Source organism: Butyricimonas synergistica DSM 23225, assembly GCF_000379665.1.
Taxonomy (GTDB): domain Bacteria; phylum Bacteroidota; class Bacteroidia; order Bacteroidales; family Marinifilaceae; genus Butyricimonas; species Butyricimonas synergistica.
This window is the reverse complement of the sequence record NZ_KB903368.1, coordinates 170,776-182,814: the sequence shown is the minus strand read 5'-3', so window position 1 is coordinate 182,814 and position 12,039 is coordinate 170,776. Positions and strand designations below refer to the sequence as shown.

Annotated in this window: 12 protein-coding genes; all 12 read right to left on the bottom strand. The window is 41.6% G+C overall.

Going from position 1 to position 12,039, the window contains the following annotated elements; all coding sequences use genetic code 11:
• Window positions 1-82: 82 nt before the first annotated feature.
• On the bottom strand, window positions 83-427 hold the full coding sequence (locus tag A3CY_RS0114905; protein WP_018338734.1) for a carboxymuconolactone decarboxylase family protein: 345 nt from the start codon (window positions 425-427) through the stop codon (window positions 83-85).
• A gap of 7 nt (window positions 428-434) precedes the next feature.
• The gene (gene rseP, locus A3CY_RS0114900) at window positions 435-1,775 is read right to left on the bottom strand and encodes an RIP metalloprotease RseP (protein ID WP_018338733.1); all 1,341 of its coding nucleotides are present in this window, start codon (window positions 1,773-1,775) and stop codon (window positions 435-437) included.
• 32 nt (window positions 1,776-1,807) lie between these two features.
• Entirely contained in the window at window positions 1,808-2,959 is a 1,152-nt protein-coding gene (locus A3CY_RS0114895; protein ID WP_018338732.1) for a 1-deoxy-D-xylulose-5-phosphate reductoisomerase, read from the bottom strand.
• Between the two features lie 26 nt (window positions 2,960-2,985).
• Window positions 2,986-3,852, bottom strand: a complete 867-nt coding sequence (locus tag A3CY_RS0114890) for a M23 family metallopeptidase (RefSeq protein ID WP_018338731.1) — start codon at window positions 3,850-3,852, stop codon at window positions 2,986-2,988.
• 393 nt (window positions 3,853-4,245) lie between these two features.
• Window positions 4,246-4,851, bottom strand: coding sequence for an imm11 family protein (locus A3CY_RS0114885; protein ID WP_018338730.1), 606 nt, complete (start codon window positions 4,849-4,851; stop codon window positions 4,246-4,248).
• Window positions 4,852-4,861: 10 nt separating this feature from the next.
• Window positions 4,862-5,263: an AHH domain-containing protein gene (locus A3CY_RS21195; RefSeq protein ID WP_205619918.1), complete on the bottom strand. Its 402-nt coding sequence runs from the start codon at window positions 5,261-5,263 to the stop codon at window positions 4,862-4,864.
• 107 nt (window positions 5,264-5,370) lie between these two features.
• Window positions 5,371-6,246, bottom strand: a complete 876-nt coding sequence (locus A3CY_RS21190) for an RHS repeat domain-containing protein (RefSeq protein ID WP_240388164.1) — start codon at window positions 6,244-6,246, stop codon at window positions 5,371-5,373.
• Between the two features lie 204 nt (window positions 6,247-6,450).
• Window positions 6,451-6,936 (bottom strand): hypothetical protein, encoded by a 486-nt coding sequence (locus A3CY_RS0114870; protein ID WP_018338727.1) that lies wholly within the window; start codon window positions 6,934-6,936, stop codon window positions 6,451-6,453.
• Between the two features lie 4 nt (window positions 6,937-6,940).
• Complete coding sequence (locus tag A3CY_RS23345; protein ID WP_018338726.1) at window positions 6,941-9,064, bottom strand: RHS repeat-associated core domain-containing protein; 2,124 nt, start codon at window positions 9,062-9,064, stop codon at window positions 6,941-6,943.
• Window positions 9,065-9,454: 390 nt separating this feature from the next.
• Window positions 9,455-9,946 (bottom strand): hypothetical protein, encoded by a 492-nt coding sequence (locus tag A3CY_RS0114855; protein ID WP_018338724.1) that lies wholly within the window; start codon window positions 9,944-9,946, stop codon window positions 9,455-9,457.
• 4 nt (window positions 9,947-9,950) lie between these two features.
• On the bottom strand, window positions 9,951-11,246 hold the full coding sequence (locus tag A3CY_RS23340; protein ID WP_026207718.1) for an RHS repeat-associated core domain-containing protein: 1,296 nt from the start codon (window positions 11,244-11,246) through the stop codon (window positions 9,951-9,953).
• Window positions 11,247-11,669: 423 nt separating this feature from the next.
• The gene (locus tag A3CY_RS0114845; RefSeq protein WP_018338722.1) at window positions 11,670-12,026 is read right to left on the bottom strand and encodes a hypothetical protein; all 357 of its coding nucleotides are present in this window, start codon (window positions 12,024-12,026) and stop codon (window positions 11,670-11,672) included.
• Between the last annotated feature and the right edge of the window lie 13 nt (window positions 12,027-12,039).

The window sequence follows — 12,039 nt, the reverse complement described above, 5'->3', positions numbered from 1 at the left end:
TTTATCCATAAACTGTGCAAAGGTACAAAAATATACCTTAAACAAACAATTTAAAATCAACCTAAAGAAAAAAATATTCTACTCAATGAATATGCAATTCTTCCCAGTACTCCAAAGCCCTTCGGGTGTGCGGAATCACGATTGTACCACCCACCAGGTTCGCCACAGAGAAGATCTCGAACAACTCCTCCGTGGTCACTCCATGTTGGTAACATTTCTCCAGATGATATTTGATACAATCATCGCAACGCAACACCATAGAAGTCGCCAAACCCATCATCTCCTTCACTTTAGCGGATAACGCCCCGTCCATGTATGTATTCGTATCCAGATTATAGATACGCTTTATCACCTTATTGTCAGCGGCAAGAATTTTCTCGTTCATTTTCTCCCGGTACGCCCGGAATTGCTCAACCATTTCACTCATAACTCTTTTAATAAAAACCAACCAGTTTCAGAATATCATTTATATTAGCGAACAACAACAGGAATATCAAGAAAAACATCCCGCCTATCTGGGCATTCTCCATGAACTTCTCGTTGGGCTTGCGGCGGGTAATCACCTCATACAGGAGGAACATCACGTGTCCCCCATCCAAAGCCGGAATTGGCAACAAGTTCATCACTCCCAGAATCAACGACAAGAAAGCTGTCAGATTCCAGAACGCATTCCAATCCCACACGCTGGGGAAAACATTCCCGATAGAAACAAAACCACCGAGCGACTTGATCGCTTCCGGATTCTTGAACAATTTAAACTGTTTCAGGTAAGAGCTGATTTTATCCAACCCCATGTCAATACCAGCGGGAATCGAAGCAAAGAACGAATATTTCTTCACCGCAAACTCAAAATCAAAAACAAGCTTCGGGTAAATCCCGATAAACTTGGCATCACCCATTCCGATAAACACGGTCAACGTATCCTGCCCCCGCAACACTCTCGCGGTTAACACGCTGTCCCGATGATTCTGCACGAGACTCTGGAACTCATCATAGTAGGTAAATCCCTGTCCGTCCACCTCGATAATCGTATCTCCCGCCAACATCCCGGCATCCTTCGCGAGGGAAGCCTCGGGAAATGCCTCGATAGCACCCTCGTACTTGTAACGAAGTGCCAGCAAGTTCTTCGGGTTGATACTATTGGACGAATGTCCCAGAATTGCCTTCACCAGAGTAGGAGGAATATTTATATTCACCATCTGCCCATTCCGCAACACTTGCATGGTCTTCGGTTCTTCCAGCAAAAGATGGGTCATGATATCGGAAAACCGCTCGATTTTCTTGTTGTCGAACGACAAGACAATATCCCCGTTACGCATTCCCGCATCCAGCATGATACTATCACACACGACACCGTACTTCACGTTCTCCGCGGGCAAATATTCCTCACCCCACGTGTAAAGCACCATAATGTATATAAAGAATGCCAGTAAGAAATTGACCAGCACCCCCCCGACCATAATCAACAGCCTTTGCCACGCCGGCTTGGAACGAAATTCATAAGGCTTTGGCGGTTCCTTCATCTGTTCCAAATCCATCGACTCGTCGATCATTCCCGCAATTTTCACGTATCCGCCCAAAGGCAGCCATCCCATCCCATACTCCGTTTCCCCTTTCTTGAAACGGAATATGGAAAACCAGGGATTAAAGAAAATAAAAAACTTCTCTACCCGCACCTTGAAAAGCTTCGCCATGAAGAAATGCCCCATCTCGTGCAACATCACCAGAATGGAGAGGCTCAACAAAAACTGCAATATCTTTACTAATACATCCATGTTCTAATTTTAGATTTATTATTATCCTGTGATTACTTCATTTTCAATTGCTCTGCTATTCTCCTTCCCTCCCGGTCGGTCGCGATATAATCCTCCAACGTTGGCTGCTGGATGAAATCGACTTTATCCAAGGTTGCCTCGATCACGTCAGACATCGCCGTGAAAGAAATCTCTCCTTGCAAGAAAGCCGCAACCATTACCTCGTTCGCCGCATTCAACACGCAGGGGGCATTTCCACCCCGGTTCATTGCCTCGTAAGCTAATCCCAGGTTACGGAATGTCTTCACGTCCGGTTTCTCGAACGTCAGGCTGGAACAACCCCCGAAATCCAAACGGGGAATATCGCTATGTACCCGCTCCGGGTAAGTCAAAGCATATTGTATCGGCAAGCGCATATCGGGAACCCCAAGTTGTGCTTTCACGTTACCGTCCTGAAACTGCACCATGGAATGTACCAGAGATTGCGGGTGCACCAACACTTCAATCTGCGAAGGTTGCACCCCGAACAGCCATTTTGCCTCAATTGCCTCAAACCCCTTATTCATCATGGAAGCCGAATCGATAGTCACCTTCGCCCCCATGTGCCAATTGGGGTGTTTCAAAGCCTGTGCCGCCGTTACCGTCTTCAGGTAGTTGTAATCTTTCCCCCGGAAAGGTCCCCCGGAAGCAGTCAACAATATTTTTTCAATCGGATTATTGTGTTCTCCCACTAAACACTGGAAGATAGCAGAATGTTCTGAATCCACGGGCAATATGGCAACTTTATATTCCTCCACGAGGCGGTTAATCAGATCTCCCGCCACCACCAACGTTTCCTTGTTTGCCAAAGCGATCGTCTTCCCCGCCTTTATCGCATTTATCGTCGGAAGCAAACCGCTATATCCCACCATGGCAGTCACCACCACGTCAATCGTGGAGGTCTGCACGACCTGTGCTATCGCATCGCTTCCCGCGTACACTTTTATATCTTCATCCTGCAACAAATCCCGCAACTCACCCAACTTCTCCTCATTCCCAATCACCACCATATTCGGTTTAAATTGTTTCGCCTGCCGCGCCAACAACTCCACCTGATTATTTGCCGTGAGCACTTCCACGCGAAACCGTTCCGGATTTGCCTCGATCACTTGCAACGTTTGTGTCCCGATAGACCCGGTTGATCCTAATATTGCTATATTTTTCATCAAATTCTACTCGTAAAAACACCTACTTACTTAAACTTAATAAACGTCTCCGGATTCAAAGGCTTTCCAGCCTGCCACAACTCGAAATGCAAGTGCGGACCCGTTGTTTCCTCCCCCGTGTTTCCAACCACCGCAATAGCCTCTCCCGCACGCACGAAATCCCCCTGCTTCTTCAACAATACCGAATTGTGTTTATACATTGAAACCAAATTTCCATTATGCTGTACTTGTATCACGTATCCCGTCTTAATCGTCCAATCCGTGAAAATCACCACTCCATCCAAAACGGACAAGACATTGGAATTCTGTTTGGCAACAAGATCGACGCCATAGTGGCGTGTTCCCTCGTCAAAATGATTCGTCACGATGCCACTTAACGGTGAAAAGAAATGATAGAAATCATCATCCGAAGAACTGACCTGTCCCAACGACAAATTATACCGTTCCTCCCTCTCCATCGTCTCGCGGAAACCCGCTTCTTCCGGGGACACGCCCAGCATCGTCGTATCATAATTCGCTTTTATATCCTCGGCAGATACCACGTAACGCGTGGTGTCTAACTCTTCATCCCTTAAAATCATCTGTATTGAATGCAGGAAACGATCTTTTTTCTGCACTTCATTGAGTAATGAATCTACCCGCAAAGCATTTTGGGTAAGTTGCCGCCTCAATTGCTGGCTCGGGTAACCGGGAATAAACTCTTTCAGGTTCGTGAAAGCGATCAACATGATCGTCAAAATAATCAATATTACCGCCAACGAACTCAGCGCCGTCAACACCTGCAAAGGAGACAGTCGAAGATGCATAACCTCCTCGTAAGTAGACTCATTAAAAATGGTCAACTTGTAGCGATTTTTTAATTTATTCCAGTATTTCCGTTTCTTACTCTTCATCCGACTATTTTTAAGCCTTCAAAAATAGTACAAAAATCCTATTTTCCCACCCCGAAGGTTTAGAAAGTTTCAGATTTATCATGTTACCGTTCTAACAAGCAACACTTTCCCCGTGTTATCCGAGTACAATTATCATGACATCTTTATCAGAATAATGTCAAACTTAACAAAATAAATATCGAGGAAGTTTCTGTTTTTTCCTCCTCGATATTTCAAACTTTCAATATACAGCCTAAAATTATAAGCACAAGTAAGCACTGTTCTGGGGAATACATTTCGTGATTTACTTAAATTGAAAAGAACTTGTTTACCTTTTACTTTTATATCGAAGAGGAATACAAAACTCCTCCTCGATAATAAAATACACTCTATTCTAATTTTTTAGGACAAATTCTAAAGTTTTTTCACTAAAACTTCTTTAAAATAAGTTCCCGTTAGTTTTGCCTTCTGTATAGCTCTTTTTAAAGATTCGTTCATATAAATTCCCGATGGAATTCTCCAAAAATCATAGGAAGTCGGACGAGAAAAAACAGCGTAATCTCGTATTTTAGTCAAAGAAAATACAGGACGAAGCACGTCTGTTGTTCCTTCTCTAAAAAGAGTTTTTTGCATATCAAGAACATCTAGCATTTTTGCAAATCGCATAATATAATATTTTTGTCTTTCTTCATTATACTTCACAATAGCCTGAATCCAATCAACCCCCTCTTTTCCTGTTAAATAACTTTCAATTAATGCTTTCAAACGTTCTGACATCAATGGCCAAGCAAGACTACTTGACTCACAATCAAACCAAAGATTTTCCACTCCTGTTAAATCATCACTTGTAATTATACCTTTTTTCCCAATTGTTATTTTTACTAATTTCAATTCAAAAGGTAATTTGTTACAAGAAACTAACTCTGGAATTAATTCATAAGATAATTTAGTTTCTTCTGGAGCGAACGCACTTGTTATGTTAGATGCGTTTTTAGGGGTAAATAAAAAATATTTATTCATATTATCATTTTTATTGTTGTAATAGTTTGGGATTATTAAGTACTGGTTGTTTTACATACTTGTCAAAAAGTTGTAAGAATTTAACTTGACTTCCTCCAGCTTCTCGTGCTGCTTTGAGCATATATTCTAATACAAATTCATGATAATTGTGAGTATGCCTTCCAGAATGAGGCATTTTAGCCTTATTCCATGCACCATCCAAATCCAACCCAAATTGTTTCGCTATTTTATCCATCTCTTTTGTGTAAAAACTATGTTTATTGGTTGCAAAATGATGAATTTGTGTTTTCATCATTTTTTGTCCAAAATTCTTGAACAATCCCTTTACCCAAAAAGTCATAGAAAGCCCATCCGCCCACGACTCTACACTAAACAAGTGATAACTAGCTTCGCTCCAAGCGGCCTTCAGCATGTGACTTCCCTTGTGACTCAAGAAGAGCTTTATCGCTTCATTTTTGCCATTTTCACTCTTGTACCAGTTACTAATCGCCAGCTCTACCTCCGTTAATTGGCGCTCGGCTAATCCAAATTGATTTTTCCAGTAACGATTCCATCTCTCGTCATCATAATAAGACCGAACACTCGGGTCTTGATAAAAAGTCGCGAAACTTTTAAAAGTCCCACGTGCTCGTTGGGAACCATGACGACATCATCACTGCCATCATTTGTTTGCAATATCGTGTTGTAATTCTCGTCAACGTAATGAGTCCTGAGCGCCCCGTTGGGATCAATAAAGATGACCGGGTTACTAGAACAATAATTGTAAGGTGAAAGAGAGAGAAAACTCTCTTGCAGGGGATCTACACCGAACCACCTTCCAATTGCACCATCATACATCCTCGCCCCGTAATCAAGGTAACCCAGATCACCCGTTACCTGCTCCTCCTTCCCGTTGTACTTGAAACGGTTCGCCGCCTGCTGGGGGTAATCCGATCTCGCGTGCCTTGCCCCGAAAGGGTAGTAATCGTTCCGCTCCTTCACCACCCCGCTACCGTCAACAATCACCCGAACACTACCCAGGTGATCCGTCAGGAAGTAATTCACCTCCTGTCCGCCCGTGCCCGTCAGGATCACGCCATCACCGAAACTCGCCGACTCCAGTTGCAAACCGCCACCGCCACTCTTGTATGTCAAAGAACCCACGTAGTCAAAACCGTTGTTCCCCGCGTCACGTACCCTCAACTTCGTTCCGTCAGCCAGGTAACCGTAACTCGCCTTCACCGTACTGCCGGTCTTGACTCCACTCAACAAATTTAAGACATTATAAGATAAATTCAAAGCACGGCGGCTATCATTTATCATGTTACCGTTCTTGTCATAACCGTAACTACCGCTTGCCACGTTTCCATGAGAATAAACATCGTCCGCCAACACGGAAGCAACGTTCTCTGTCAAACCCATCAACTTTACCCATACTCAGCCCTTCGTTCACCAGACCCGTCATAAAATAAAAATCGAGGAGGTTCTTCATTTTTTTCCTCCTCGATGATTTTTACATTTCATACTAATATCTAAAGTAACTTTAGAGTAAACCTTTTTAGAATAATACACTAAATTAAGAGTCAATTTTTCCGAATAAGACACTCTTAACAAAACATATTAATATCCGAGATTCGTCAAGGTTAAACTATCCTTACCATGTATCACGAACTCTCGCCTTAACACTTCGTAATCCATATGGAAATCAGCATCATCACTCCAAAAACCTGGAATTGTATCTACAAATTGGATTAACTTAGTTGTATCCACGAGATATTGCTTTCGATCGCTATCATTACCATTATACACAACAAGTCTTCCATTCACGAAAGCATAACCTTTAATTTTGTTTTTTCGATAAAAGAAATCTGTTCCCACAAACACAAACATTTTGTCATTTTCTTCAGCAAAAAAAACATAAAAAAATTCATTCTTATTTTTATAAGGAGAAATTGAATCTACATAAGAAATAAAATCCTCTATTTTATCTTTTAACACAAAAGCAAACGCTTCTGCTCCTCCATTATTTTCATCAAGACTTGAATGCCGTTTACAAGCGAAACAACACAATGTTGTGAATAACATGTAAAATACGTATTTTCTCATTTTACTATTTTTTTATACTGTTTTTCAATATTTTTCCTGAACGGACTTTTAGAATAAAAATACTCGGATTCCAAGGGGTATATTTATATAAATTCTGACTTTCCTTGTGATATATATAATGCTGAGGAAAATCTTCCGGATATCTCTTACCAGTTGTCTTAAATTCATTATACCTTCTAGCAACCGTGGCCATATCTCCCAAATATCCATCTTTATAAAAACCTGAAGCTTTCTGTGTTTCATTCCCTCCCCAAGGATGACTATGTAAACTAAATGTTATATTAGATTCTTTATATTGATAATAAACCATACGAACGAATCTATCATTATTATTCGTTCGTATAGAATAAATCTCTTTACCATCATGCATAAACCCATTTAACCCCCATTCAACATTTGAATTATCTGCCGCAAATTTAAATAAATTGAATGCGTCAATGGCATTACGAGTAAAAGCATAATGAGTTCCAAAACTTGTAGGCTTACCACTTAAAGAAGGTAATATTGTTCTATCATAAATCGTGACAAATTCATTTACATTTACATCTCCCTTTTTAGCCGAGTTCGAAGCGTATAAAACATCATAAACATCATCCGTTTTTTCCAGAAATACAATAGAGCCATCAGCCATCAACTGGTAATTATCTATCCACATTCCCTCGATGTCCACAAATTTAACGGGATTTCCAGAACAATAACTGCAAGGCGATAAAGGATAATAACTTTCCTGCAATGGATCTCCCGAAAACCATCTTCCCACCCCACTATCATACATCCTCGCCCCATGATCCAGGTAACCCAAGTCTCCTGTTACCTGCTCCTCCTTGCCGTTAAACTTGAACCTGTTAGTAGCTAGTTGAGGGTAATCCGCCCTCGTGTGCCTTGCCCCAAACGGATAGTAATCGTTCCGCTCCTTCACCACGCCACTGCCGTCCACGATCACCCGGACACTACCCAAGTGATCTGTCAGGAAGTAATTCACCTCCTGTCCGCCCGTGCCCGCCAGGATCACGCCATCACCGAAACTCGCCGACTCCAGTTGCAAACCGCCACTCCCACTCTTGTATGTCAAAGAACCCACGTAGTCAAAACCGTTGCTCCCCGCGTCACGTACCCGCAACTTCGTACCGTCAGCGAGGTAACCGTAACTCGCCTTCACCGTGCTGCCGGTCTTGACTTCTCTCAACAAATTTAATACATTATAAGATAAATTCAAAGCACGACGGCTATCATTTATCATGTTACCGTTCTTGTCATAGACGTAACTACCCGCGGCGGCACTTCCCGACGAGTAAACATCACCGGAGGGAGAGGTTCGAACATTCTCCGTCAAACCCGTCAATTGGTTCCCCGTGTAACTGTAAACTAGGTCATCCACCGTGGTACCGTTAGCCGTACGCTGCAACGTCTTGATATTCCCGTTACGGTCATAAGTGATTCCCTTTTCAAGATAACTCCCTGTCAACGCCGACCACGTTGTCCCGCTCTTCTGCTTCTGCACCGTGCCCGTCAACCGGTTCACGCCGTCATACGAGAAACCGTACATCAAGGCGGCACCCGTCCCGTGTTGCCACTCCCACTCGCTGATGTTACCGTTCCAGCAAGCGTCCGCGCCTCCCGCCGGGTTCTCGTACCGTAACTTCATCTTGAACGGGACACTCTCCTTGCTTGTCAACCAACCACGGGTGTTGTAAGAGAGCGTTTCCTCCACCGTACCGTGTTTCTTTTTCACCAACCGTCCCACCGCGTCGTACGTGTAGCTCGTCGTCGCCGGGCTCCCGTTGTTCAACTTCACCGTCGAGGACAACAACCGACCACGGTCGTCATACGTGTTCTCCGTTTCCAGCACGTCAGTCCGCCCCCCAACAAAATGGCTCTCCCGCTGCTTCACCACGTTACCGACGAAATCGTACTTCATGTCCACACGGCTCAAACCGCCCTCCAGGTTATCGCTCACCGTCTGGATTACACGGCAACGGTCGTCGTAATACGTCGTCACCGTCAACCATTTCACCGGGTTTACTCCCAGTACCTTCGTCCTCACGCTCGTCACCAGGCCGGCGACCAGGTTATGATACCCCGTGGCGTACCCTCCCGTCGCCTCGAAGAGGAGAACGAGCACATCCACCGTACCCGTGTAACTGTCACACAGCGTGTATTACAAGGGAGCGCAACTCCCCGTCGGGATGTAGTTATCACTCGCCGTCACCGCCCCTTGTAACGCCACGCAACTCTTCACCGTTCCCGTTATCATGACCTTCCCCGAGACGTTGAGTCAGTAAGTTGTCGTGACACCTTTCTAAAATAATGCCAACCCAAACAAAATAAATATTGAGAAGGTTTCTGTTTTTTCCTCCTTGATATTTCAAACTTTCAGTATACAGCCTAAAGTTATCGGTACAAGTAAACTTTTTTCAGGGTATACAATACCGGTATAATAACCTAGATTTTGCCAACCAGATAAAGGTTCTCTAACTAATTTACCCTGTAAACTTTTTTAGGATTATACAATGTAAACTCAATGCAAAGGGACATAATAAATATCAAAACCTCTATCATCATAAATATCTAATAACATAATAATATTATTCAAATTGACACAAATCTGAACCCTTAAATTTTGAGATGGTTCTTTTGCCATCTCAAAATTAAAATGATTATCTAATACTGATTTCAAAAAAGATTCATCTAAGATTCTATCGTCTATAAAAATAACCCCTGCTCGCTTTCCATTTTTATAAGATAAAACCTTTTCATATCTTTTATTTGGGAAATTCAATTCTAAAAATTTTTCAATCTTAATATCTTCTTCCCAAAAAAGAATTTTGTAAGTTATACTTATGATCGACTTTAAAGATGATATTAAAAGAATTACTAATTCTGCTTTATCTTTAAGTTTTATTGATTCAAGACATAATCTTCCATTAGCTATATTTCTACCCTCTTTAATTTTAAGTAGTTTTTTTAAATTTCGATCAAAATTGCTCGAGTTTATATTTTCTATTTCCATAACACTAATTTTTAAAAATAGTCAGAGTTTCATCTGCCGTACCTATTCTTTTTAACTTTCCACCAACTGCTTCAAATACTTTCCATACACCACCATTATGACCATCAATATCTTTTGAATAATATTTACCCTTGTATTCATAAACTTTTTGTCCATGCTGATATCCAAATTTTTTAACTTCCTTAAAACCTGGAGGTATTACATTTTTACTAAAACTTTTTGCAGCTGTTCCTAAAGATTTTGCACCTTTTACACCTCCCCTCACAGATTTCAACAACCCACCTTTTCCTATTCCAATATCAGGAGCTACTAATTCAATTGGTTTTATTCCAGTTAATCTTCCCTCTCTACTAACCTTCCAATCATACATAAACCCGGGATATGTATCATATCCCCCGATACCGGTATAATAACCTAGATTTTGCCAAAAACCTGATAATGGCTCTCGAACAAAAGCACCTTGATACGGTGCTGATTCCACTACTGGTAATATATTAGCATCAAATGATAATCCGAAAATAACAGTTTCTCCATCTCTCTCGGTTCCGTAACACGTGTAAAATTTACCTGTTTCATCATTATAAGTTAGATTTCCTGTAAATTCAGCGTCTGTAGCGTGATTCCACCCGCAAAAATCAAAATAATTGGCCCCATTCATTAACGACCATAAAAAACTTGCAATTCGCGAAGGGTCATTGGTACTCCAATAATCCATACCAGAATCATCTATGAACAAAATAGGATTATTACCACTAAAATGATAAGGACTACTCTCTAGGTAATACTCTGATAATATATCCATTCCAAACCATCTTCCCAACCCACTATCATACATCCTCGCCCCATGATCCAGGTAACCCAAGTCTCCTGTTACCTGCTCCTCCTTGCCGTTAAACTTGAACTTGTTAACCGCCTGTTGAGGGTAGTCCGCTTTCACGTGCCTTGCCCCAAAAGGATAGTAATCATTCCGCTCTTTCACCACCCCGCTAGCGTCCACGATCACCCGGACGCTACCCAGGTGATCCGTCAGGAAGTAATTCACCTCCAGTCCGCCCATGCCCGTCAGGATCACGCCATCCCCGAAACTCGCCGACTCCAACTGCAATCCGCCACAGCCACTCTTGTATGTCAAAGAACCCACGTAGTCAAAACCGTTGCTCCCAGCGTCACGTACACGCAACTTCGTCCCGTCGGCAAGGTAACCGTAACTTGCCTTCACCGTGTTATCGGTCTTGACTTCACTCAACAAATTTAAGACATTATAAGATAAATTCAAAGCACGACGGCTATCATTTATCATGTTACCCTCCCAACAGGCAACACCTTCCCCGTGTTATCCGTGTACGATTCCACCCTTTTACCATGCTTCCCCAAAGCGTTAAGCCTACAAGTTATCTTGCCACCTTTGCCAGAATAATTCCAAACCTAACAAAATAAATATCGAGGAGATTCTATTTTTCCTCCTCGATATTTCAAACTTTCAATATACAGCCTAAAGTTATCGATACAAGTAAACTTTTTTCAGGATAATACAAATTACATTTCCTCGCTCGTCTTTTACTCGAAACAAACATTACTCTACGTTTTCTCGTTAGTATAAATCATACAATTTGCCCAAACAAGTTAATTATAAAGTTTTGTTAACTTTTTCTAGAACAAAACAATTAATAAAATTCCGATGCTAGCCGTTGCACTGTTTAAACTTCTTAAAAAAACTAATATTCTATTTTACAACCATTTGAGATGCAAAAATTTTCATAACACTACCCGTTGTTGATGTTTCTATCACAAAACATTTCAACTTATCTATATCATCATAAATATTTACTACCTGCTTTTTATAGAATATAAAATCTTCATCATCATCTGTTTCATAAGCACAATAGACCCAATCTTTTGTGTCTATTCCAAAATTCAAATTCATTATACATTTACGCACATTCATAAATAACAATGTAACACTCCCTCCTGAAGTCCACGTTATACCTAACTCAACAATATCGTTTAAACCTAAATCTTGCCTATTTATTATTATATACTCCAATATAGAATCATGCCAATCAAAATCATCAAATCTCATATCACTCTAATTT